Raw genomic sequence first — 21,541 nt, forward strand, 5'->3', positions numbered from 1 at the left:
AGAGCCGGGCCCTCTGGCGGGCGCTGCGGCAGGGCAGCAGTTTACGGGCGTGGCCGATGCGCTGTCTGTCGCGGGGCTCGCGTCTTTTGTCGAGGAACTAGCGCGGCTCCGTGGCGCGCCGCAACTTGCCGGGGCTGGTGCCGTATTCGCGCAGGATGGCAGCGGCAAACGCGCTCTGTGAGCTGTAGCCCACCCGCTGGGCGATTTCACCGATGGCCAGGGGCGAGTCGCGCAACAGGTTGACCGCCATGTGCAGGCGGCGGCTGCGGATGTAGTCCATCGGCGTCTGCCCGCATTCGGCAACGAATCGCGCATGCAGGCGTGCGCTGGACAGGCCGGCGAGCCGTGCCAGATCGGCGACTTGCAGCGGGTGGGCGGCGTGCTGGTCGATGTGGGCATTCAAGGCGGCATAGGGCAGGCGCCGACCGCCACCGACCGGCAGCGCGCTGTTGAGGCTGGCCAGCAACAGCACCGCCCCTTGCTGGGCAATCAGCGGATCGGCCACCGGGCTGGCGGCCAGCCAGTCGACCAGTTGGCTCTGGGCCGGGGCCAGCAGCAGGCGCCCGGGGGTGTCGAGCAAGCGCCGGCTGGCCTCGGCGTGTTCCCCCAGCGATTGCATGACCCAGTGCTCGCTTGGCACGTCGAGCACCAGGCAGTGGCTGCCGTCGGGGCTGCCGCAGGCATGGTGGGCGCCGGCCGGCACCACCACGAAACTCTGCTGGCCGACCTGGCTGCCCTGGCCGTCGACTTCGAAGTCGAGCCGGCCCGACAGGCCGAACACCAGTTGGGCATGGTCATGGCTGTGGACGATCAGGTCGTGGCTGTAGTGGCGCAGGGTGAGGATCGGTCGCATCCCGGTCTCCTTGGCAGAGGCGGCAGTCTACACCGGGGGCCGTTGCGCGCGGGCTGTCATCGGACGGTCGTATTTGTGTCATGGGCTATTAATCGCCACGGAGCAAGCTCGCAAAAACAGCAGGAGAGTGCCCATGACCAGCGCCGAACTCGTCAAACCCAGTCGTAAGCAGCGGGTACGAACTTTATGGATCTCCGATGTGCACCTGGGCACCCGGGATTGCCAGGCCGAGCATCTGTCGCAGTTTCTCAAGGGCTATCAGGCCGACCGCATCTACCTGGTGGGCGACATCATCGACGGCTGGAAAATGCGCGGCGGCATGTATTGGCCCCAGGCCCACACCAATGTGATCCGCCGGCTGCTGACCATGAGCAAACGCGGGACCGAGGTGATCTACGTCACCGGCAACCACGATGAATTCCTGCGCCGCTACTCCAAGCTGATCCTGGGCAATATCCAACTGGTGGACGAGGCGCTGCACACCACCGCCGATGGTCGGCGCCTGCTGGTGATCCACGGTGACCAGTTCGATGTGATCACCCGCTACCACCGCTGGCTGGCCTTTCTCGGCGACTCGGCCTACGAATTTACCCTGACCCTCAACCGCTGGCTCAACCACTGGCGCGCCCGTTATGGCTATGGCTACTGGTCGCTGTCGGCCTACCTCAAGCACAAGGTGAAGACCGCGGTCAGCTTTATCAGCGACTTTGAACAAGCCATCGCCCATGAATGCGTCAAGCGCGGCTTGCAGGGTGTGGTCTGCGGGCACATTCACCATGCCGAGATCCGCAAGGTCGGCGAGGTGGACTACCTCAACTGCGGCGATTGGGTGGAGTCATGCACGGCGCTGATCGAGCATTGGGACGGCACCATCGAGCTGTATCGCCTGGCCGATGCCCAGGCGCGTGAAGCCCAGCTCAAGGCCGAACAGCAGAAGGTGGCGGAGCCGGCATGAGCTCCGCTGGCGCGGTTCAGGCCGCGTGGTGTTCTTGCATGGCGGCCTTGTAGATCGAGTTTTTCGGCTGGGCGAACAGGCGCTCGAGCATGGGTTCGAAGAAGCTCAGGGGCAGGCTGTCGTAGTCCGGGTCGAAGGCGGCGGCATCGTACTTGGCGCAGAACTCGGCGGTGCGCTGGTACTGCGGGTGGTCCTTGAATTGTTCCCGCAGGTGTCGGTCCATGCCCAGGTGATGGAAGAAGTAGTAGCCCTGGAAAATCCCGTGCTGCTGCACCATCCACAGGTTTTCCGGGCTGACGAAGGGCTTGAGAATGGCGGCGGCGATATCCGGGTGGTTGTAGCTGCCCAGGGTGTCGCCGATATCGTGGAGCAGGGCGCAGACCACGTACTCCTCATCCTGGCCATCGCGCCAGGCGCGGCTGGCGGTCTGCAGGGAGTGGCTCAGGCGATCCACCGGGAAGCCGCCGAAGTCGCCTTCGAGCAGCCGCAGGTGGGTGACGATGCGCGATGCCAGCTGCCGGGCATAGGCGCTGAAGTCGGCGGCGATGATCGCCCAGTCCTGCTCGGTTCCATCCTGCATATGGGTAAAACGGGCGTGATCGCTCATGGCCATCTTCTTGTTGTGGATGATGGTTCGAGTCTATGCCCTGTGATTGCCCGCGCAGTGGCTGTGGGAGACGGCTTGCTGACCAGGCGAGCCGCGTGGCCCGCAGGGGAGTCTGGACTAGAAGGGCACCTTGCCGAGGATCATGTCGCGGTACATGACGAAATCCCCCAGCAGACTGTAGAAGGGGTGCTGGAAGGTGGCGGGGCGGTTGTTTTCGAAGAAGAAGTGCCCGATCCAGGCAAAGCTGTAGCCCGCCACCGGCAGCGCCAGAAGCAGCAGCCAGGCACCTTTGCCAATGGCCAGGGCCAGGATGAAGATCACCAGGCTGGTGCCGATAAAATGCAGGCGGCGGCAGGTACTGTTGCCGTGTTCGCTCAGGTAGTACGGATAGAATTCGGCAAAGCTGTTGAATCGCTTGATGTTTTCCACGCCTACGACCTCGCTGGTAGTTGTTCTGATAATGGGATGTGCCGCGGGGAGCTTATTTGAGTCTAGAGTCATCAATGGATGTAGCCAGTGACAATGGGCGCCACTTTAGTATCCTTGCAAATCTGGCCGTAGCATGCGGCTCACCATGTAAGAAAACGCCATGAGCGAACGAACGACTTCTGCAAGCTGGGCGATGGGAATTGTCAAAGCGCTGGAGATGGACGGCCTCGACTGCCGTGCATTGTTCAAGCAGCTGGGCCTCGACTATGGATCGCTGGACGACCCTGATGCACGTTTTCCCCAGGACTCGATGACCCGCCTGTGGCAGCGCGCGGTCGAGCTGTCGGGCAACCCGGCGATCGGCCTGAACATGGGCAAGGTGGTGCGCCCGGCGTCGTTTCATGTGGCCGGTTATGCCTTGATGTCCAGTCGCACCCTGGCCGAGGGTTTCGAGCGATTGGTGCGCTATCAACGCATCATTGCCGAAAGCGCTGATTTGAGTTTTCGACTTTTACCTGAAGGCTATGCACTGATTCTGACCGTGCATGGCGATCATCTGCCGCCGACCCGGCAAAGTGCCGAAGCCTCCCTGGCCTGCGCCCTGGCCCTGTGCGGCTGGCTGACCGGGCGCACCTTGCAGCCGCGCAAGGTGTTGGTCCAGGGCGCTCCGCCTGCGGACCTGGAGCCCTATAAACACGCTTTTCATGCGCCGCTGGTGTTCAACGCGCCCTACGATGCGCTGATATTCGAGCGGGGCGACATGGAAGCGCCGCTGCCGACAGCCAATGAGGCCATGGCCCTGTTGCACGATCGCTTTGCCGGCGAATACCTGGCGCGGTTTTCCGAAAGCCGGGTAACCCACAAGGCGCGCCAGGTGTTGTGCCGACTGCTGCCCCAGGGCGAACCGAAGCGCGAGATGGTGGCCCAGACCCTGCACCTGTCCCAGCGCACCCTGCAACGGCGGCTGCAGGAAGAGGGCACCAGCTTCCAGACCCTGCTCGATGACACCCGCCGTGAGTTGGCCGAACAGTACCTGGCCCAGCCAAGCATGACCTTGCTGGAGATCGCCTATTTGCTGGGGTTTGCCGATCCGAGCAACTTCTTCCGCGCGTTCCGCCGCTGGTTCGATGCCACGCCCGGCGAATATCGGGCGCGGCTGTTGCAGGATTCAGCCTTGGTCAGTGACGCCAGAACGCCGGAATACACAGCACGAACACCGTAATGATTTCCAGGCGCCCGAGCAGCATGCCCAGGGACAGGATCCACTTCGCTGCGTCCGGCAGGGTCGAGAAGTTGCCGGCCGGGCCGATGGTCTCGCCCAGTCCCGGGCCGACGCCGGACACCGTACTGGCGGCACCGGTCAGGGCCGTCATCCAGTCCACCCCGAGCAGGGACAGGGCCAGGGCGATCATGCAGATGGTGATGGCGAAGAAAAACGAGAAGGTCAGGATCGAACGCACGATCTCCTCGTCGAGGCGATGGCCGTTGTATTTCTGCTTGATCACCGCGCGCGGGTGAATCAGCTGGTTAAGGTTGGCCTTGAGCAGGATATAGGCCACCTGGAAGCGGAAGATCTTGATCCCGCCTGCCGTTGAGCCGGAGCAGCCGCCGACAAACCCCAGGTAAAAGAACAGCATCAGCGAGAAGTTGCCCCACAGGCTGTAGTCGCCCAGGGCAAAACCGGTAGTGGTGACCACCGAGGTCACGTTCAACGCCACGTGGCGCAGGGCATCCAGCCAGTGCAGGTTGGTGGTCCACCAGTACCAGGTGCCGAGTACCAGCCAGGTGACCAGCAGCAGGCCGAGCAGGCCTTGTACTTGCTGGTCCTTGAGCAGCGCCCGGCGGTTGCCACGCAAAGTGGCGACATACAGGGTGAACGGCAGGCTGCCCAGAATCATCACCACCACCGCCACCCAATGCACCGCCGGTTGTTTCCAGTGGGCCAGGGATTCGTCGGACGTGGAGAAACCACCGGTGGAAATAGCCGACATCGCGTGGTTGATGGCGTCGAACGGGGTCATCCCGGCCCACCAGAAGGCCAGGCTGCCGAGGATAGTGATACCGACATAAGCCGCCACAATCAGCCGCGCCACCATGTGCGAGCGGGGCATGACTTTCTCCGAGCGGTCCGAAGACTCGGTCTGGAACAGGCGCATGCCCCCGATGCGCAGCAGTGGCAGGATCGCCACCGCCATGCCGATAAAGCCGATGCCGCCAAGCCAGTGCAGCAGCGAGCGCCACATCAGAATGCCTGGGGACATGGTGTCCAGGCCGCTGAGCACTGTGGAACCGGTGGCGGTGATGCCGGACATGCTTTCAAAAAACGAATCGGTATAGCTGATGTGCTGGGTCAGCAGAAACGGCAGGGCGGCGAAGATGCACACCACCAGCCAGCTCGATACGGTCAGCAGGTACATGTCGCGCGGACGCAGGTGCACATGCTCCGGGCGCCCGGGGATCACCAGCGCCAGGCCGGCGATAAAGGTGATCATGCTGGCCCAGAGGAACGACGGCAGATCGCCCGTGCGCTCGAAAATCACCAGGGTTGCCATCGGGATGACCATGGCGATGGCCAGGGTGATCAGGAAGATGCCGATGATGAAACCAATGATCCGTAAGGTCGGCAACGCCATGAAGTCCGCTCGGGCTGATAACTGAAGGGCGCCCATTCTACCTGCGGGGCGGGGCATGTAAACCGGGGCCCCCTCGGCGTTTGCCCGTGGGGCGCGGTTGCGGCCTGTCGCCAAACGTCAACTGCCCCTAGAATGGCCGGACATTTTTTGCAGGAGGTGGCCGATGGAGGCTCTCGACGTTTTGCTCAACCGTGTTTCCGTACCGCGCCTGCTCGACCCGGCGCCGGATGCCGCCCAGCGTGAAGCGCTGTTCGCCGCGGCTCTGCGTGCTCCGGATCATGGCCAATTGCGGCCGTGGCGGTTTCTGACGGTCGAAGGCGCGGCTCGCGAGCAGATGGGCGAGTTGCTGGCCGAAGCCGTGCAATTGCAGGGCGGCGAGGTGACCCAGGCGGCCCTGGACAAGGCCCGTGCCATGCCGTTGCGTGCGCCGCTGGTGGTTGTGGTGGTGGCCCGTTTGCAGGAGCACTTCAAAGTGCCCAAGAGCGAGCAACTGCTGGCTGCCGGTTGTGCCGCCCACGGTATTTTGCTGGCGGCCTACGCTCAGGGCATCGGTGCCGTATGGCGTACCGGAGAGCTGTCCTATTCGGCCCATGTCGCCAAGGGCCTGGGCCTGGGTGAAGGCGAGGAGATCATTGCCTTCCTGTACCTGGGCACGCCGCAGAACGAACCCCGCGTGGCGCCCAAGGTCGACACGGCGGAGTTTGTCAGCGCCTGGTCGGGCCAGGGCTGACTCAAGCAATGGGGCTAAATGCCGCTGATCGCTGAACGGGCCCCTGCCACTCCAGGCAGGGGCCCGTTGCATTCAGTACTAGGCCACCGCCCCCGGTTCCAGTGGCAACTCCAGGCTGGCAATAAAACCGCCTTCCGGGTGATTGGCCAGGATCAGGCTGCCGCCGTGGCGCTCCGCCGCGCGACGCGCAATCGCCAAGCCCAGCCCATGGCCCGCCGCCGTTTGCCCGGGGGCGCGATAGAACGGCTCGCCCAGTTGCCCCAGGTGTTCGGCCTCCACGCCAGGGCCATGATCACGCACGCTGAGTACGATCTTTTCTCCCTGGCGCAACGCCAATACCTCGATCGATTGGCCGTCCGGGTTGAACCGCTGGGCATTGCGCAGCAGGTTGTCCATGGCGCGCTCGATCATGGTCGGCCAGCCTTTGAGCAGTAGGCCGGGTTCGGCTTCGATGCGCACGCTTTGCTCGGGGCAGGCAAGTTGGGCATCTTTCTGCAGGTTGCCGAGCAAGGCGTTGAGGTCCACGTCTTCAGCACTGGCGTTGTCGGCGTCGACCCGCGCCAGGACCAGGATTTCACTGATCAGGGCTTCCAGGCGGTCGCATTCCCGGGTCAATCGCGGCCACAGCCGTTCGCGTTCCGCAGGCTCGGCGCGTTCGGCCAGGGCCAGGGCGATGCGCAGCCGGGCCAGGGGCGAGCGCAGTTCGTGGGAGACATCCCGCAGCAACTGGCGCTGGCTGCCGATCAGGCTTTGCAGGCGCGAGCCCATGCGGTTGAAATCGTTGGCCAGCACGCCGAACTCGTCACGCCTAGCAGCCAGCCGGGCCAGGCTGTTCTGCTGGTAGGTGGCCTGGCCCAGGTCATGCACCGCAACCCGCAGGCGGCTCAGGGGGCGAGTGATGGACAGGGTCACCAACAGGCTAAACAACGTCAGTACCACCAGGGCGATGGCCAGGGCGCTCAAGGGCCACATCAGGCTGTCGCGGTGCCAGGCGTCGAGCTCAGGGTGCGGGATACGGTAAATCAGCAGGTAGGTGTCGCCAGTCTTGGGGCTGGTGTATTCGTCGGTCAGGCGGCGCCACGGCAAATGCCGATCATCGCTGTTCTGGCGCGCCTCGAAGGCCGCTGCACGCTTGGGGAAGGTGCCGCGTACCACCGGATCACCGCTGTCATTGAGCACCTGCACGTCGATATGGTACTGGCGCTTGCGCTGCTGCAGGATCTCCTGGGCGGCATCCTCGCCCTGGGCTTCGTAGCTTTGCGTCCACTCCTGGGCCAGAGTGTTGAGGCCCGGATGACGGCTGAGAATCCAGGCGTCCTGATTCAACATGTGACCAAGCAGGATCGACAGCCCTGCAACCAGGGCGATGGCCAGCCAGAAGCTGGCCAGGATGCGCCAGAACAATGAACGCACAGGAAATCCTCAAACAGGAAAAGCCCAGTGGGGGGGCCACTGGGCTGGGGAAACGCTAACGCATTATTGCGCTTTTTGCGGTTGCTGCGCTTTCCAGGCCTTGAACTCGGCCCATTCGGCGCGACGCTCAGCCTGTTTCTTCTGGATCGCGTCGAACTCTTTCTGCTGATCCGGCTTGAGCACCGCCCGGATGTCCGCTTCGGTTTTCTGTTTCTTGGCGGCGATCTCGTCCTTCATGGCCTTCTGGTCGGCTGGGGACAGTTTCTCCAGGTACTTCTCGACCAGTTGCTTGCGTTCGTGCATCTGCTCACCCATCAGCTTGCCAATCTGCTGGCGCTGTTCACGGCTCAGATCCAGCTGGCTGAAAGGGCCTTTGCCGCGCATGTGCTCGCTGTGGCGTGGGCCGTCCATCGGCCCCATCGGGCCTGCGCCTTCAGGCATGGCCATGGCCACGGTCGGCAGGGCAGCGGCGAACATCAGAGCGATAAGGGTCTTGCGCATGGTGTGTCTCCTTGTCTCATTCCCGGTCAGTTCCGGATGAGTTCAGGTTACGCAGATCAAGGTCAGCGGCAGTCAGCGAAGGGTAAAGCTTGGGTAAAGACGAAAATCCCCCGGCCTGACAATTCTCCACCGGAGATGAACGCCTGTGGCCGCTGCCGATAGGCTCGGGCCGGGTTCGGCCGCGGCCTTCATGGGCGCCCCGGCGGACGATGGGAGTGGGGGAAGCGGGCCTATCGGCTGCAGCGCGTGCGCGACGTCGCCCGCCAGCGCACGGTCTTACAGGCTGTAGTAGTAGCCGCGACTGCGCAGGGCGACGATCCGCGGGCGGCCGTCGGGGTAGGGGCCGATCTTTTTACGCAGGTTGCTGACGTGCATGTCCAGGCTGCGGTCGTACAGGGTCAGCTTGCGGCCCAGGGCGATCTGCGCCAGTTCCTGTTTATCCAGCGGTTCGCCGGGCTGCTTGAGCAGGGCTTCGAGCAGGCGGCTTTCGGAGACGGTGAGGGTGATGTCCTGCTGATCGATGCTGACCACGCCCCGGATCGGGCTGAAGCACAGGTCGCCCAGTTCCATCTGGCTCGACACCGCGGCCGGATGGCTGCGACGCAACACGGCGCGCAGGCGGGCGGTGAGCTCGCGCGGGTCGCACGGTTTGGCCAGATAGTCGTCGGCGCCCAGTTCCAGGCCGAGGATGCGATCCAGCGGTTCGCCGCGAGCCGACAGCATCAGCACCGGCAGGTCAGGGTGATCGTTGCGCAGTTGTTTGAGCAACTCCAGGCCGCTGCCGTCGGGCAGCATCACGTCCAGCACCACGGCAGCCGGTGCACTGTCGGCCAGGGCGCGGCGGGCGCTCTGGCCATCGTGGCAGGCCCGAACCTGGAAACCTTCCTGGCTCAGCCAACTGGTCAGGAGCTCGCACAGCTCCTGGTCGTCATCAATCAGTAACAGGTCGCTCATTCATCACTCAATTTAGCCATTGTCGACGCTTTCGATGCCCACCACTGGCGAAGATACCGCAGAGCAGGGCCAATAGTGCCACTCCTGCGCCTGTCACGAACCATTGCTGCTGATCGGTCAGCAGGCGTGGTACCGGGCTGGCCTGGGCTTCCTTGAGTTGCAGCTTGAGGCGCTGGTTCTCCTGGCGCAAGCGGGCGAGCTGGGCACTTTCGCGTTCGGCATCGGCATTTTGCAGTTGTTTGCTCAACTCATCACGCAGCCGCTCGCTTTCTTTCAAGCGTTGCTGCAACTCGGTGATCTGGCTGCCGGCACTCAGGGACAGAGGCGTGGAGCGGCCCGAGTCCTGGGTTTCTTCAGCATGGGCAACGGCCCCGATCGATAACATGACCAACAGCAGACACAACGTACCTTGGCGCATCGGAACTCCTGATTCCAATCGAGTGTTGGGCAGGTTGTCGGCCGTTAAACGAGAATAATGAGCGATTGAGAACGCGATGAACCGACAAGGTTCATCGCGTGGAAGAGGATTTACGGCAGGACTTGCTTGAACGGCTTGACCGAAACACTGGCGTAGACGCCTGCCGCGATGTACGGGTCGGCATCGGCCCAGGCCTGGGCGGCGCTCAACGAGTCGAATTGAGCGACGATCAGGCTGCCGGTGAAACCGGCGGCACCCGGGTCATTGCTGTCGACGGCCGGGTGCGGCCCGGCCAGGACCACGCGGCCTTCAGCCTTGAGCTGCTGCAGCCGTTCCAGATGCGCCGGGCGGGCGGCCAGGCGGTTCTCCAGGGAGTTGGCGACGTCTGTGGCAATGATTGCGTAAAGCATGTCAGTCCTCGGTTTTCGGCGTGGTGGGTTCGGTGTCATGCATATGGCGCGACAGGTAGATGCCCTGGGCGACCAGGAACAGCAGGGTCATGCCCAGGCTGCCGAACACCTTGAAATCGACCCAGATGCTCTGGAAGGTGAAGGCGACGAACAGGTTGGCGGCGCCGCAGAACAGGAAAAAGCCGATCCAGGCGATGTTCAGTCGGGTCCAGACCGGGTCCGGCAGGGTCAGCGCGTGGCCCATGATGCGTTTGATCAGCAGGCGGTCACCGATGAAATGGCTGCCGATAAAGGCCAGTGCGAACAGCCAGTTGACCACCGGGGCTTTCCACTTGAGGAAGGTTTCGCTGTGGAAGGCCAGGGTCAGGCTGCCGAAGACCAGGCAGGCTACCAGGGTCAGCCATTGGCTTTTTTCCAGTTTGCGCTGGGAGATGAACAAGGCTCCGTAGACCACCAGGGAGCTGATGATTAGCATCGCCGTGGCGCTGTAGATGCCGCCCAGGGTCACTTGTTGACCGGCAATGTCGACCACGCGGGGATCGATTTTGTAGACGATGAAAAACAGGAACAGCGGGATGAAGTCGATGAATTGTTTCACAGTGGCAGCCAGAAGCAGGATGTGGCGGCATAATAACAAACATCCATGGTAGCGAAAGCGCCAGCTGACTTGAGGTTGAACAGTCCCGTGAATGTTGATTTGCACTGCCACAGCACGGCCTCCGACGGCGCTCTTGCGCCTGCGGTACTGGTTGCGCGTGCGTTTGAAAAAGGCGTGCGAGTCCTGGCCCTGACCGACCACGACACCCTGGAAGGGCTCGATGAGGCCCGTCGCGCGGCGGTCGAACTGGGTATGCAACTGGTCAACGGCGTTGAATTGTCCTGCACCTGGGGCGGCGCGACCATCCATGTCCTGGGTTACGGCTTTGATGTCAACGCCCCCGCGCTGGTCGAGGCCATTGCCAAATTGCACGATGGGCGCTGGCTGCGGTCAGAAGAAATAAGCCGCAAACTCGCGCTCAAAGGCATGCCGGACGCCCTGGAAGGGGCCCGGGCCATCCAGCAGGAGTTGGGCGACAGCGGCAATGCCCCGGCGCGGCCGCACTTTGCCGACTACCTGGTGCGTGCCGGCTACGTCAAGGATCGCGCCGAAGCGTTTCGCAAGTGGCTGGGGGCCGGCAAACTGGGGGACGTCAAGCAGCATTGGCCGACCCTGGAAGACACCGTCGGCACCCTGCGTGCAGCGGGTGCCTGGGTTAGTCTGGCGCACCCCTGGCATTACGATTTCACCCGCAGCAAGCGTCGGCGCCTGATTGCCGACTATATTCAAGCGGGTGGCCACGCTATCGAAGTGGTCAATGGCCATCAGCCTGCGGAACAAGTGGGCAGCCTGGCGATTCTTGCGCGTGAGTTCGGTCTGCTGGTCAGTGCCGGCAGTGATTTCCATGGTCCTGGAGGCTGGTCCGAAATAGGCGAGTACCGCCCGGTTCCGGAGGATCTGCCGCCGCTTTGGTGTCGATTCAAACATGACCCAATTATTGCCGCCTGAACAGGTAGAGACAGTGAGTCAATTTTTCCAGATACATCCGGAGAACCCACAACCGCGCCTGATCAAACAGGCGGTTGAAATCATCCGTGCCGGCGGGGTGGTGATCTACCCCACCGATTCGTCGTATGCCGTCGGTTGCCAAATGGGCGACAAGGGCGCCATCGAGCGGGTGCGACGCTTGCGTCAATTGGACGATAAGCACAACTTCGCGCTGATCTGCAGCGACCTGTCGCAATTGGGTCTGTTCGCCAAGATCGACACCGGCACGTTCCGCCTGCTCAAGGCCTATGTGCCGGGGCCTTACACCTTCATTCTCAACGCCACTCGCGAAGTGCCGCGGCTGTTGCTGCACCCCAAGCGGCGCACCATCGGCCTGCGGGTGCCGCGCAACCCGATTGCCCTGGCCCTGCTGGCCGAACTCGGCGAGCCGCTGATGAGCGTCAGCCTGATCATGCCCGGCGAAAGCGAGGCGTTGAACGATCCTTATGAAATGCGCCAGTTGCTCGAACATCAGGTGGACCTAATCATCGATGGCGGTTTCGGCAGCACCGAATCGTCGACGGTGATCAACCTGGCCGATGGCGAGCCGGAAGTGATCCGCATCGGTTGCGGCGACCCTGCGCCGTTCATGGCCGAGGCCTAGATGTCCGCAGTACAAACCGTCGACGACCAGGCAGGCGCCCAGCAAGAACTGCCCTTCGCCATGGTCTATGGCCAGGCGGTGCTGGAAATGCCCCTGGACCTGTACATCCCGCCGGACGCCCTGGAGGTCTTTCTCGAGGCCTTTGAGGGACCGCTGGACCTGCTGCTGTACCTGATCCGTAAACAGAACATCAACATCCTCGATATCCCGGTGGCGGAAATTACCCGCCAGTATATGGGTTATGTCGAGCTGATGCAGTCGGTGCGCCTGGAGTTGGCCGCCGAGTACCTGGTGATGGCGGCCATGCTGGCCGAGATCAAGTCGCGGATGCTGCTGCCGCGCTCTGCCGAGATCGAAGAGGAAGAAGACGATCCGCGCGCCGAGCTGATCCGTCGCCTGCAGGAGTACGAGCGCTTCAAGGCTGCCGCCGAAGGCATCGATAACCTGAGCCGGGTCGGTCGCGACGTGGTCGTGCCCAAGCTGGACGCCCCCGAGGCCCGAGCCCGCAAGCTGCTGCCGGACGTGAGCCTGGAAGAGTTGCTGATGTCCATGGCCGAGGTGCTGCGCCGGGGCGACATGTTCGAGAGCCACCAGGTCAGCCGCGAAGCGCTGTCGACCCGCGAGCGCATGAGTGATGTGCTGGAGCGGCTCAAGGGCGGCGGTTTCGTGCCCTTCGTCGAGCTGTTCACCGCCGAGGAAGGGCGCCTGGGGGTCGTGGTGACCTTTATGGCGATCCTCGAACTGGTCAAGGAATCCCTGGTCGAGCTGGTGCAGAATGAGCCCTTTGCGGCGATCCATGTGCGGGCGCGAGCCGAATAACGAGCTGAAACAATGAATCTGACTGAACCCCGCGAGCTGGCGCCGCTGCTTGAAGCCTTTCTGTTGGCCTCGGGAAAGCCCCAATCCCTGGATCGCCTGTTCGAACTCTTCGAAGAGGGTGAGCGGCCGGAGCCGGCCGTGTTCAAAAAGGCGCTGACGCTGCTGGCCAAGTCCTGCGACGGCCGGGCCTTTGAACTCAAGGAAGTGGCCTCCGGTTATCGGTTGCAGATCCGCGAGAAATTCAGCCCCTGGGTCGGGCGACTTTGGGAGGAGCGCCCGCAGCGTTACTCGCGGGCCATGCTCGAAACCATGGCACTGATCGCCTACCGCCAGCCGATTACCCGGGGCGAAATCGAGGATGTGCGTGGGGTTGCGGTCAACAGCCATATCGTCAAGACCTTGCTTGAGCGTGAGTGGATCCGTGTCGTCGGCTACCGTGATGTACCGGGCAAGCCGGCGATGTTTGCCACCACCAAGGTGTTTCTCGACCACTTCAACCTGAAAAACCTCGACGACCTGCCACCCCTGGCGGAGTTGCGCGAGATGGAAGTCGAGCCGGTGCTCGAGTTCGACGACGCCCCAGTGCCGGAAAACCTGCAGGCCCTGGCCGATGCCAGTGCCGAACCGGAGGAGCCCAAGGAAGAAACCAGTTTCCACACCTTGCTGCTGGAGCTGGATTCGATGGAGGAGGGGATCAAGACCGATTTCGATGACCTGCTGCGCGATGGCGCCCCGGATTCCTCCGAGTTCAGCGTCGAGAGCGGGCTTGCGCCCGAGCCCGATGTGCCGGTCGAGGTGGCTGTTGAAGTTGTCGTCGAGGTCGAGGCGGTGCTTGAGGTCGAACCTGACGCCAGCCTGGAAGTCGAAACCGATGACGATGTGCTGGGCGTGGCAGAGGCGCGCGCCAAGTTGCTGGCCGCCGTGGCGGCCCTGGAGCCACTGGCCCCCAGCCTGAGTGATGAAGAAGCCGAGGCCCTGGCCTTGGCCGAAGCTATCGAGAATGAAAGACGCTTGCTGGAAGACTGATCCTTTTCTGGGGTCGGGCTGCCGGCCATCGCGATTACTGGAGAAGGCCCATGAGCTCCACCAAAGACCCCTGCATCAGTGTCTGCAAGTTCAGCGACGATATCTGCATCGGTTGTGGGCGCAGCAAGCGCGAGATCAAGGCCTGGAAGAAGCTCGATAAGGTCGACAAGCGCAGCGTCCTGGCCGAGGCCGAGCTGCGCCTGTTGGCCCTGGGCGCCACCGGTCGGCGGAAAAAGTAGCCCCTCGCGACATATCAACTAGTCTGTGATGCGCAACCGGCGCCATGAGCGTATGATTCGCGACCCTTTGGCGATCCCTTCGCCACAAGACCTGTTTTTACACGTTTCAGGCCACTCACCGCCTGAATCGACACACCGGGAGGTGCCCAGATGAGTGACAACGACCAGAAAGACAGCCAGGAAATCGGCCCAGCAGGCGAAAAACTGCAGAAAGTCCTCGCCCGTATCGGCGTTGGCTCGCGCCGCGACGTAGAGTCCTGGATCAGCCAGGGCCGGATCAAGGTCAATGGCAAAGACGCCACCCTTGGCCTGCGCGTCGACCTGCATGACGCCATTTCCATCGATGGCAAGGTGATCAAGCGCGAAGAGGCCGCCGAATCGGTGCGCCGCGTGATCATGTACAACAAACCCGACGGCGAGATCTGCACCCGTGACGACCCTGAAGGCCGTCCAACCGTGTTCGACAAGCTGCCGCGCCCGAAAGAGGGCCGCTGGATCAACATCGGTCGCCTGGACATCAACACCACGGGCTTGCTGATGTTCACCACCGACGGTGAGTTGGCTAACCGCCTGATGCACCCTTCCTACGAAATGGACCGTGAATACGCGGTACGTGTGCGTGGCGAAGTCGACGACGAGATGATCGAACGCCTGAAAGCCGGTGTTGTGCTCGAAGACGGCCCGGCCAAGTTCACCGACATCAAGCAGGCGCCAGGGGGTGAAGGGTTCAACCACTGGTACCACTGCGTGGTGATGGAAGGCCGTAACCGTGAAGTGCGTCGCCTGTGGGAATCCCAGGGCCTGGTGGTGAGCCGCCTGAAACGTGTGCGTTTCGGTCCGGTGTTCCTCAATTCCGATCTGCCGATGGGCCGCTGGCGTGAAATGACTCAGTACGAGGTGGATATCCTCAGTGCCGAGGTTGGCCTGACGCCGGTGGCTATGCCGCAGTTGAACGCCAAGAGCAAGGACAAGCTGGAACGCATGCAGCGTAAATCCTCGCGCCCGGTGGGCAAGAGCGAGCGCGTGCGCACCCTGCGTCCTGCTGCCGGTGCTCCAGCCGCAGGCGGCGCCCGTCCCGCGCGTGAGCCGCACATCGAAGGCGAGCGCCCAGGGCGCAAGCCGGCAGCGCGTCAGGATGGCGAGCGCGGACCACGCACTCCACGTCCGGCGGCCGGTCGTGGTGAGTCGGGTCGTGGCACGCCCGTGGCCGACCGTCCAAGCGACACCAAGCGTCCGGCCAAGCCGGCGCCGAAGTCCAAGCGTCCGGGCATTGTCCTGGTCGACCGCGATGCGCCATCGGGCAAGCGTCGGGGCGCACCAGCCGGTTCCGGCCAGCGTCCGGGCTTTGGTCGTCGCAAGCCGGAGTGAGGCAGGCCTAAGCCGCAAGGCTAAAAGCTGCAAGTGAAAAGCGCCAACCTCAGGGTTGGCGTTTTTTTTTGCCTGGCAGTGCAGAGGGGCGCTGATGTCGCAGTGTCTGGCAGCAGGGGATCAGGGGTGTACAATGCGCGGCGTTTTAACTGTGACCCAACTGCGTATCCGCGCATTTTGCGTCTGATCTACTGGTGCCGACGCGGTTCGAAGGCTTGTCTTCCGCCGCTGGCTACCAGCTCGACGAGCAATACATTCAGGGCTATCCGCCTTGTTCATTCCGCCGCGTCACAAGCGTGGTGGGTTCGATTTCGTCACAGATAAAAACAAACAGGTGACGTATGACCGTTAAACAAACGCTGAACTCCTGGTGCCTGCGCTGGGGTTTGATCTGCGCTGCTTAGCCAACGCCTTGCAGCAACGCCTATCGAACATCATCAAACCTTGCGTGAGACCTTTTCAATGAGTGGACAGAACTCGCATTCAGGCGAGCTGAAACGCGGCCTGAAAAATCGCCATATTCAACTGATCGCCCTGGGTGGCGCGATCGGTACCGGCTTGTTCCTCGGATCCGCCGGCGTGCTCAAATCCGCCGGCCCGTCGATGATCCTCGGCTACGCCATCTGCGGCTTTATCGCCTTCATGATCATGCGCCAGTTGGGCGAGATGATCGTCGAGGAGCCGGTTGCCGGCTCTTTCAGCCACTTCGCCCATAAATACTGGGGCGGCTTCGCCGGTTTCCTGTCGGGCTGGAACTGCTGGATCCTGTACATCCTGGTGGGCATGTCGGAGCTGACCGCGGTCGGCAAGTACGTGCACTACTGGTGGCCGCACGTGCCGACCTGGGCTTCGGCTGCGGTGTTCTTCGTGCTGATCAACGCGATCAACCTGGCCAACGTCAAAGTCTTCGGCGAGGCCGAGTTCTGGTTCGCCATTATCAAAGTGGTGGCGATTGTCGGCATGATCGCCCTGGGCAGCTACCTGCTGGTCAGCGGCCACGGTGGCCCGCAAGCCTCGGTGAGCAACCTGTGGGAACACGGCGGCTTTTTCCCCAATGGCGTCAGCGGCCTGGTCATGGCCATGGCGATCATCATGTTTTCCTTTGGTGGCCTGGAGATGCTCGGCTTTACCGCAGCGGAAGCCGACCAGCCGAAAACCGTGATTCCCAAGGCAATCAATCAGGTGATCTACCGGATCCTGATTTTCTACATCGGTGCCCTGGTGGTGCTGCTGTCCCTGACCCCTTGGGACAGCCTGCTGGTGAGCCTCAATGCCTCCGGCGATGCCTACAGTGGCAGCCCGTTCGTCCAGGTGTTCTCGATGCTGGGCAGCGATACGGCGGCGCACATCCTCAACTTCGTGGTCCTGACTGCGGCCTTGTCGGTGTACAACAGCGGCACCTACTGCAACAGCCGCATGTTGTTGGGCATGGCCGAGCAGGGCGATGCGCCCAAGGCTCTGGCCAAGATCGACAAGCGCGGCGTACCGGTGCGTTCGATCCTGGCCTCGGCCCTGGTGACTTTCGTCGCCGTGGTGCTCAACTACCTGATTCCGCAGCACGCGCTGGAGCTGTTGATATCGCTGGTGGTCGCGACCCTGGTGATCAACTGGGCGATGATCAGCTACTCGCACTTCAAGTTCCGCCAGCACATGAACCGCACCGGGCAGACCTCACTGTTCAAGGCGCTGTGGTACCCCTACGGCAACTTCGTCTGCCTGGCGTTCGTGGTGTTTATCCTCGGCATCATGCTGCTGATTCCGGGAATCCAGATCTCGGTGTACGCGATTCCGGTGTGGCTGGTCTTTATGTGGGTCTGCTACCTGATCAAAGGCAAGCGCAGTGAACAACCAGCTGTGCAAACCCTGAGTTCGTCGATCAAGTAAGCCCTTGAATGGCTCTGAAAAACCCGGCCCTGGCCGGGTTTTTCGTTTCTGGGAGTGGGCTTGTGGACGCCCGGCGGTCTTGGCTGGCGTTTGCCGGCGAGCCTGCGGCGATACAAATGGGTATCCTGTGGGCCCTGAACGCGGATGGTTTTTCATGCTGGTGATTTCCAACAACGTGCATCTGCCGGATGCCGAGATCGAGTTGACGGCGATTCGTGCCCAGGGCGCGGGTGGGCAGAACGTCAACAAGGTCTCCAGTGCCGTGCACCTGCGCTTTGATATTCCGGCCTCGTCCCTGCCGCCGTTCTACAAGGAGCGGCTGCTGGCGCTGCGTGACAGTCGCATCACCAGTGACGGTGTGATCGTGATCAAGGCCCAGCAGTACCGAACCCAGGAGCAGAACCGCGCCGATGCCCTGGAGCGCTTGACCGAGTTGATCCTCAGCGCGACCAAGGTGGAAAAGAAGCGCCGCCCGACCAAGCCGACCCTGGGCTCGAAAAAGCGCCGCCTGGAATCCAAGTCCAAGCGCGGCGACATCAAGGCCGGCCGCGGCCGGGTGGACTTCTAGCGGCCCGCGCGTTCCTGGCGGTACTTCGGCGCCTGACGGTACAGATAGACGCTGAGGATCAGGCCGCTGCAGGCAGCAATGGCGGCGAACAGAAAGATCGAGGCAAAACCGAAACCGGCGGCAATCGCCCCGGCCAGCGGCCCGGTGATGCCCAGGGACAGGTCGATGAACAGCGAGTAGGCACCCACCGCCGCCCCGCGACTGGAGGCCGGCACCAGGTTGACCGCCTCGACCCCCAGCGCCGGGAATACCAGGGAGAAGCCAAAACCGCTCAGCGCCGCTCCGGCCAGGGCCCAGTGGGCATCCGGTGCCAGCCACAGCAGCAAGAGCCCCAGGGTTTCCACCGACAGGCAGGCAATCGCCACCCTAAAGCCCCCCAGGCGGTTGATCAGGTTGCCGAACAACAGGCGCGCACCGATAAAGCTGGCGCCGAACAGGCTCAGGCACAGCACCGCGTTCGACCAGTGCTGAGTGGCGTAGTAAAGGGTGATAAAGGTGGCGATGGTGCCAAAGCCGATCGAGCCCAGGGCCAGGCCGCACCCGTGGGGCAATACCCGGCCCAGCACATGCATGAACGGCAGGCGTTCGCCGACCACGATCGGCGCCGCGACTTTCGGCCAGGCCAGGGCCAGGCCGAGCAGGGCCAGGAGAATGATGCTGACCCCCATGCTCCACAAGCCCAGCTGCCCCACCAGAAACACGCCGAACGGTGCACCGATAGCCAGGGCGCCATAGCTGGCAATGCCGTTCCAGGAAATGACCTTGGCCGTGTTCTGCGCACCGACCCGACCGATGCCCCAGCCAATGGCGCCGGAACCCACCAGGCTCTCCGCGCTGCCCAGCACCAGGCGGCCCACCAGCAGGCAGGCCAGGCTCAGGCCCGGCAGTGTGTGCAGCCAGGCCGAAAGCAGCATGAACACGCCGCTCAGGCCACAGCCGGCCAGGCCGACCATCACTGCGCGCTTGCTGCCGAGGTTGTCGATCATGCGTCCGGCATAGGGCCGGCTGAGGAGGGTGGCCAGGTATTGCACGCTGATCACCAGCCCGGCGATCACGGCGCCAAAGCCCAGGTCGCTGTGCACGTAACCGGGCAAGACGGCCAGGGGGATGCCGATGTTGAGGTAACCGATAAAGGTGAAAAGGACGATGGAAACGACTTGCAGCGTGACCGCCATGGGTCGCTGGGTATCTGGCATGGGTAAAGGTCCACTGGCACGGCAGGATAGATAGGCTGCTTATGATACCGATGCTTGCAGGGATGCAGGGGGAGAAATCGACGTGGCGTAGCGATGTTTCTACGGCAGGGGTGGCATCAGCGTGTTGCCGGGGCCAGCAATTGAGTGGTCACCAGGGCCGCGAGGGCGTTTTCCTGGGTGCCGAAGCGCGCCAGCAGGGCGGCCTGTTTTTCCGGGGAGAGGCGGTTCCAGACATCGATCATCTTCTCGGCGGTGCCGAGCAGCACGCTGGCCTGGGTGTCGCTGAAGGAGTCGGTCATGGTTCGGGGCTCGCGGGGCGGGGGATTCAGGCTGTGTGGAAAGCGCATCAGTTTGCGCTTTCCACACGGTCTGGGCAGTGCTCTTTAGTCTTTGCTGTCGGCCTTGCGGCTTTCGGCTTCTTTCACTTCAGGTTTTTGCGCACTGGCTTGTTGCGGGGTTGTCTGCTCAGTTTCGTGCAGGCTTGGGAAGGGGAGATTAGGAATCTCATGCATGTTCGTTGCTCCTCGCAAGGTCTGTTTTTTAAATCGCTGGGTAGATCCGCGCTTTTAAAAAGCTTGGGCAGGATACAGCAGTGCAAATGACAAAAAGATGTTTATTGCGCCTTTGGAGATGAAAGGGATTTCATCAAGGCTCGATTCCGGCTTGGGGCGGGAGCTGTCGGTGGCCTTTGGGAAAGGTCATTCCGCCAGCACCTGCCGGTTCGGGGCAGGCACTGGAGGGTGACGAGGATCAGGCCTTGCAGACCTTGGCGATGGCGTCGGCCAGCAGGTCGAGACGGGTGGCATCGATGCCAGCGACGTTGGCCCGGCCGGAGCTGACCATGTACACGCTGTGGTGGTCGCGCAGTTCCTTGACCTGGGCTGGCGACAGCCCGGTGTAGGAAAACATCCCGCGCTGCACGCCGATATGGGCAAAGCGCTCGGCCAACCCGTGGGGTTGCAGGGCTTCGACCAGTCCGGCACGCAACTGGGCGATGCGTTGGCGCATGGCTTCCACTTCGTCGGCCCACAGGCTTTTCAGCTCGGGGTCGCCGAGGATGGTCGCCACCACCGCCGCGCCGTGATCCGGTGGGGTGGACCACAGGTTGCGCGCGATATTGGCCAGCTGGCTGCGAATGTCCGTGAGTTTTTCCGCATTCTTGGCACAGACGATCAGCGCGCCGGTGCGGTCGGAGTACAGGCCGAAGTTCTTCGAGCAGGAACTGGTAATCAGCAGTTCCGGCAGCTCGGAGGCCATCAGCCGTACAGCCCACGCATCCTGTTCCAGGCCGTCGCCAAAGCCCTGGTAGGCGAAGTCGATCAGGGGCAGCAGCTCGCGAGCGCGTACCACTTCCAGCACCCGGCGCCAGTCGTCATGGGACAGGTCGAAGCCGGTCGGGTTGTGGCAGCAGGCATGCAGCAGCACCACGTCGCCCTTGGGAGCCTGCTTCAGGGTGGCGAGCATCGCCTCCACGTCCAGGCGGTTGTCGCTGCCGACATAGGGGTAATGACTGACCTTGAGCCCGGCGGTGGCGTAGATGGTTTCGTGGATCGGCCAGGTCGGGTTGCTCAGCCAGATGCCGCGGCCGGGCAGGCATTGGGCGATAAAATCGGCCGACAGCCGCAGGGCACCCGTGCCGCCCGGGGTCTGGGTAACCCCCGCGCGTTGCTCGGCGATCAGCTTGGAATCGGCACCCAGCACCAGTTCATTGACCAGCTTGCCGAAGGCCGCGTTGCCGTGGCCGCCGATGTAGGTCTTGGTGGTCTGGCGCTCGACCAGGCGCTGCTCGGCCAGTTTTACCGACTGCGGGATCGGCGTCAGGCCCTGGGAGTCCTTGTAGACCCCCACGCCGAGGTCGAACTTGCGCGGGTTGCTGTCCGAGGCGTAGGCCTCCATCAGGCCGAGAATCGGGTCGCCGGGTACGCGGCCGATGGCGTCGAAGTGCATTACTTGCGTCCTTCTGCGGTCTGGGCCACTTCGTCGGTGCGTGCGGCCATGATGAAGTCGTTGCGGTGCAGGCCCTTAATGGAATGGCTCCACCAGGTCACGGTGACTTTGCCCCACTCGGTGAGCAGGCCTGGGTGGTGACCTTCGGCTTCGGAAATTTCACCCATGGCATTGGTGAAAGCCAGGGCAAATTTGAAGTTTTTGAACAGGAAGACTTTTTCCAGCTGCATCACGCCGTCGCGTACTTCGATGTTCCAGTCGGGGATCTGCTTGATCAGTACCGGCAGTTCTTCGTCACTGACTTGGGGGGCATCGGCACGGCAGGCTTCGCAATGGGCTTGGTTCAGAGCGGTCATGGTGTGTTCCTGAAATCGATTCTTGTTGGAAATTACTATCTTTCGC

General features: G+C 62.7%; 26 protein-coding genes. 11 read left to right on the plus strand and 15 right to left on the minus strand.

All coding sequences use genetic code 11. The features are described 5' to 3' along the window. Positions 1 to 97: 97 nt before the first annotated feature. A complete protein-coding gene (locus JFU57_RS15870; RefSeq protein ID WP_078470951.1) occupies positions 98 to 853 on the minus strand; it encodes an AraC family transcriptional regulator in 756 nt (251 codons plus the stop codon). A 133-nt stretch (positions 854 to 986) separates the two neighbouring features. Here JFU57_RS15870 and JFU57_RS15875 point away from each other — a divergent pair, with 133 nt between their 5' ends. Continuing rightward, positions 987 to 1,808 (plus strand): UDP-2,3-diacylglucosamine diphosphatase, encoded by an 822-nt coding sequence (locus JFU57_RS15875; protein WP_201129999.1) that lies wholly within the window; start codon positions 987 to 989, stop codon positions 1,806 to 1,808. 16 nt (positions 1,809 to 1,824) lie between these two features. Here JFU57_RS15875 and JFU57_RS15880 read toward each other — a convergent pair whose 3' ends face one another. Beyond that, the gene (locus tag JFU57_RS15880) at positions 1,825 to 2,415 is read right to left on the minus strand and encodes an HD domain-containing protein (RefSeq protein ID WP_078470953.1); all 591 of its coding nucleotides are present in this window, start codon (positions 2,413 to 2,415) and stop codon (positions 1,825 to 1,827) included. Positions 2,416 to 2,532: 117 nt separating this feature from the next. Beyond that, positions 2,533 to 2,844: a DUF962 domain-containing protein gene (locus JFU57_RS15885; RefSeq protein ID WP_078470954.1), complete on the minus strand. Its 312-nt coding sequence runs from the start codon at positions 2,842 to 2,844 to the stop codon at positions 2,533 to 2,535. Between the two features lie 160 nt (positions 2,845 to 3,004). On the opposite strand from JFU57_RS15885, the gene JFU57_RS15890 reads away from it, so the two are divergent. After that, on the plus strand, positions 3,005 to 4,066 hold the full coding sequence (locus tag JFU57_RS15890) for an AraC family transcriptional regulator (RefSeq protein WP_078470955.1): 1,062 nt from the start codon (positions 3,005 to 3,007) through the stop codon (positions 4,064 to 4,066). Here the strand turns inward: JFU57_RS15890 and JFU57_RS15895 are convergent. Beyond that, positions 4,023 to 5,477 (minus strand): TrkH family potassium uptake protein, encoded by a 1,455-nt coding sequence (locus tag JFU57_RS15895; protein WP_020299339.1) that lies wholly within the window; start codon positions 5,475 to 5,477, stop codon positions 4,023 to 4,025. The genes JFU57_RS15890 and JFU57_RS15895 overlap by 44 nt on opposite strands. Before the next feature lie 163 nt (positions 5,478 to 5,640). On the opposite strand from JFU57_RS15895, the gene JFU57_RS15900 reads away from it, so the two are divergent. Then, entirely contained in the window at positions 5,641 to 6,207 is a 567-nt protein-coding gene (locus JFU57_RS15900) for a nitroreductase family protein (RefSeq protein WP_078470956.1), read from the plus strand. A gap of 78 nt (positions 6,208 to 6,285) precedes the next feature. Here the strand turns inward: JFU57_RS15900 and JFU57_RS15905 are convergent, their stop codons facing one another. The 6 genes from JFU57_RS15905 to JFU57_RS15930 all read right to left on the minus strand — a co-directional run bounded on the left by JFU57_RS15905 (position 6,286) and on the right by JFU57_RS15930 (position 10,501). Then, positions 6,286 to 7,620, minus strand: coding sequence for a sensor histidine kinase (locus tag JFU57_RS15905; RefSeq protein ID WP_078470957.1), 1,335 nt, complete (start codon positions 7,618 to 7,620; stop codon positions 6,286 to 6,288). A 63-nt stretch (positions 7,621 to 7,683) separates the two neighbouring features. Further along, complete coding sequence (locus JFU57_RS15910; RefSeq protein ID WP_020299336.1) at positions 7,684 to 8,121, minus strand: hypothetical protein; 438 nt, start codon at positions 8,119 to 8,121, stop codon at positions 7,684 to 7,686. 276 nt (positions 8,122 to 8,397) lie between these two features. After that, positions 8,398 to 9,075 (minus strand): response regulator transcription factor, encoded by a 678-nt coding sequence (locus tag JFU57_RS15915; RefSeq protein ID WP_020299335.1) that lies wholly within the window; start codon positions 9,073 to 9,075, stop codon positions 8,398 to 8,400. 7 nt (positions 9,076 to 9,082) lie between these two features. Next, entirely contained in the window at positions 9,083 to 9,493 is a 411-nt protein-coding gene (locus JFU57_RS15920; RefSeq protein WP_078470958.1) for a translation initiation factor 2, read from the minus strand. Between the two features lie 110 nt (positions 9,494 to 9,603). Further along, entirely contained in the window at positions 9,604 to 9,903 is a 300-nt protein-coding gene (locus JFU57_RS15925; protein ID WP_078470959.1) for a YciI family protein, read from the minus strand. Between the two features lies 1 nt (position 9,904). After that, a complete protein-coding gene (locus tag JFU57_RS15930; protein ID WP_020299332.1) occupies positions 9,905 to 10,501 on the minus strand; it encodes a septation protein A in 597 nt (198 codons plus the stop codon). 87 nt (positions 10,502 to 10,588) lie between these two features. On the opposite strand from JFU57_RS15930, the gene JFU57_RS15935 reads away from it, so the two are divergent. From JFU57_RS15935 to arfB, 8 genes are all read left to right on the plus strand, one after another. Further along, positions 10,589 to 11,449 carry a PHP domain-containing protein gene (locus tag JFU57_RS15935; protein WP_020299331.1) on the plus strand — a complete coding sequence of 287 codons (861 nt, stop codon included), beginning with the start codon at positions 10,589 to 10,591 and terminating at the stop codon, positions 11,447 to 11,449. Between the two features lie 13 nt (positions 11,450 to 11,462). Further along, positions 11,463 to 12,092: an L-threonylcarbamoyladenylate synthase gene (locus JFU57_RS15940; protein WP_020299330.1), complete on the plus strand. Its 630-nt coding sequence runs from the start codon at positions 11,463 to 11,465 to the stop codon at positions 12,090 to 12,092. Positions 12,093 to 12,212: 120 nt separating this feature from the next. Next, positions 12,213 to 12,911, plus strand: coding sequence for a segregation and condensation protein A (locus JFU57_RS15945; RefSeq protein ID WP_177326802.1), 699 nt, complete (start codon positions 12,213 to 12,215; stop codon positions 12,909 to 12,911). 12 nt (positions 12,912 to 12,923) lie between these two features. Then, positions 12,924 to 13,937: an SMC-Scp complex subunit ScpB gene (gene scpB / locus JFU57_RS15950; RefSeq protein ID WP_201130001.1), complete on the plus strand. Its 1,014-nt coding sequence runs from the start codon at positions 12,924 to 12,926 to the stop codon at positions 13,935 to 13,937. A gap of 50 nt (positions 13,938 to 13,987) precedes the next feature. Then, complete coding sequence (locus tag JFU57_RS15955) at positions 13,988 to 14,176, plus strand: DUF1289 domain-containing protein (protein ID WP_201130003.1); 189 nt, start codon at positions 13,988 to 13,990, stop codon at positions 14,174 to 14,176. Positions 14,177 to 14,326: 150 nt separating this feature from the next. Next, positions 14,327 to 15,544 carry a 23S rRNA pseudouridine(2605) synthase RluB gene (rluB, locus tag JFU57_RS15960; RefSeq protein WP_020299326.1) on the plus strand — a complete coding sequence of 406 codons (1,218 nt, stop codon included), beginning with the start codon at positions 14,327 to 14,329 and terminating at the stop codon, positions 15,542 to 15,544. A 462-nt stretch (positions 15,545 to 16,006) separates the two neighbouring features. Then, the gene (locus JFU57_RS15965; RefSeq protein ID WP_201130004.1) at positions 16,007 to 17,428 is read left to right on the plus strand and encodes an amino acid permease; all 1,422 of its coding nucleotides are present in this window, start codon (positions 16,007 to 16,009) and stop codon (positions 17,426 to 17,428) included. Between the two features lie 154 nt (positions 17,429 to 17,582). Further along, positions 17,583 to 17,996: an alternative ribosome rescue aminoacyl-tRNA hydrolase ArfB gene (gene arfB / locus JFU57_RS15970; RefSeq protein ID WP_078470962.1), complete on the plus strand. Its 414-nt coding sequence runs from the start codon at positions 17,583 to 17,585 to the stop codon at positions 17,994 to 17,996. On the opposite strand, the gene JFU57_RS15975 is transcribed toward arfB, so the two are convergent. From JFU57_RS15975 to JFU57_RS15990, 5 genes are all read right to left on the minus strand, one after another. Further along, entirely contained in the window at positions 17,993 to 19,192 is a 1,200-nt protein-coding gene (locus JFU57_RS15975; protein ID WP_078470963.1) for an MFS transporter, read from the minus strand. The genes arfB and JFU57_RS15975 overlap by 4 nt on opposite strands. Positions 19,193 to 19,308: 116 nt before the next feature. Then, on the minus strand, positions 19,309 to 19,539 hold the full coding sequence (locus JFU57_RS15980) for a hypothetical protein (RefSeq protein WP_238596152.1): 231 nt from the start codon (positions 19,537 to 19,539) through the stop codon (positions 19,309 to 19,311). 36 nt (positions 19,540 to 19,575) lie between these two features. Then, positions 19,576 to 19,704 (minus strand): hypothetical protein, encoded by a 129-nt coding sequence (locus JFU57_RS33435; protein ID WP_020299321.1) that lies wholly within the window; start codon positions 19,702 to 19,704, stop codon positions 19,576 to 19,578. A gap of 238 nt (positions 19,705 to 19,942) precedes the next feature. After that, complete coding sequence (locus JFU57_RS15985) at positions 19,943 to 21,139, minus strand: amino acid aminotransferase (protein WP_201130005.1); 1,197 nt, start codon at positions 21,137 to 21,139, stop codon at positions 19,943 to 19,945. Beyond that, entirely contained in the window at positions 21,139 to 21,495 is a 357-nt protein-coding gene (locus tag JFU57_RS15990; protein WP_078470965.1) for a 4a-hydroxytetrahydrobiopterin dehydratase, read from the minus strand. Before JFU57_RS15990 ends, JFU57_RS15985 begins: the two co-directional genes overlap by 1 nt. Between the last annotated feature and the right edge of the window lie 46 nt (positions 21,496 to 21,541).

The sequence above is a fragment of the Pseudomonas sp. TH07 genome, from assembly GCF_016651285.1.
In the GTDB taxonomy this organism is placed as follows: Bacteria; Pseudomonadota; Gammaproteobacteria; order Pseudomonadales; family Pseudomonadaceae; genus Aquipseudomonas.

Bases quoted from the DNA above. Each gene is read 5' to 3' on its own strand.
- JFU57_RS15925 (WP_078470959.1), bottom strand. From the start codon at position 9,903: ATGCTTTACGCAATCATTGCCACAGACGTCGCCAACTCCCTGGAGAAC.
- scpB (WP_201130001.1), top strand. From the start codon at position 12,924: ATGAATCTGACTGAACCCCGCGAGCTGGCGCCGCTGCTTGAAGCCTTT.
- JFU57_RS15965 (WP_201130004.1), top strand. From the start codon at position 16,007: ATGAGTGGACAGAACTCGCATTCAGGCGAGCTGAAACGCGGCCTGAAA.
- JFU57_RS15910 (WP_020299336.1), bottom strand. From the start codon at position 8,121: ATGCGCAAGACCCTTATCGCTCTGATGTTCGCCGCTGCCCTGCCGACC.
- JFU57_RS15975 (WP_078470963.1), bottom strand. From the start codon at position 19,192: ATGCCAGATACCCAGCGACCCATGGCGGTCACGCTGCAAGTCGTTTCC.
- JFU57_RS15955 (WP_201130003.1), top strand. From the start codon at position 13,988: ATGAGCTCCACCAAAGACCCCTGCATCAGTGTCTGCAAGTTCAGCGAC.
- JFU57_RS15990 (WP_078470965.1), bottom strand. From the start codon at position 21,495: ATGACCGCTCTGAACCAAGCCCATTGCGAAGCCTGCCGTGCCGATGCC.
- rluB (WP_020299326.1), top strand. From the start codon at position 14,327: ATGAGTGACAACGACCAGAAAGACAGCCAGGAAATCGGCCCAGCAGGC.
- JFU57_RS15900 (WP_078470956.1), top strand. From the start codon at position 5,641: ATGGAGGCTCTCGACGTTTTGCTCAACCGTGTTTCCGTACCGCGCCTG.
- JFU57_RS33435 (WP_020299321.1), bottom strand. From the start codon at position 19,704: ATGCATGAGATTCCTAATCTCCCCTTCCCAAGCCTGCACGAAACTGAG.
- JFU57_RS15980 (WP_238596152.1), bottom strand. From the start codon at position 19,539: ATGCGCTTTCCACACAGCCTGAATCCCCCGCCCCGCGAGCCCCGAACC.
- JFU57_RS15920 (WP_078470958.1), bottom strand. From the start codon at position 9,493: ATGCGCCAAGGTACGTTGTGTCTGCTGTTGGTCATGTTATCGATCGGG.
- arfB (WP_078470962.1), top strand. From the start codon at position 17,583: ATGCTGGTGATTTCCAACAACGTGCATCTGCCGGATGCCGAGATCGAG.
- JFU57_RS15870 (WP_078470951.1), bottom strand. From the start codon at position 853: ATGCGACCGATCCTCACCCTGCGCCACTACAGCCACGACCTGATCGTC.
- JFU57_RS15880 (WP_078470953.1), bottom strand. From the start codon at position 2,415: ATGAGCGATCACGCCCGTTTTACCCATATGCAGGATGGAACCGAGCAG.
- JFU57_RS15915 (WP_020299335.1), bottom strand. From the start codon at position 9,075: ATGAGCGACCTGTTACTGATTGATGACGACCAGGAGCTGTGCGAGCTC.
- JFU57_RS15890 (WP_078470955.1), top strand. From the start codon at position 3,005: ATGAGCGAACGAACGACTTCTGCAAGCTGGGCGATGGGAATTGTCAAA.
- JFU57_RS15875 (WP_201129999.1), top strand. From the start codon at position 987: ATGACCAGCGCCGAACTCGTCAAACCCAGTCGTAAGCAGCGGGTACGA.
- JFU57_RS15985 (WP_201130005.1), bottom strand. From the start codon at position 21,139: ATGCACTTCGACGCCATCGGCCGCGTACCCGGCGACCCGATTCTCGGC.
- JFU57_RS15895 (WP_020299339.1), bottom strand. From the start codon at position 5,477: ATGGCGTTGCCGACCTTACGGATCATTGGTTTCATCATCGGCATCTTC.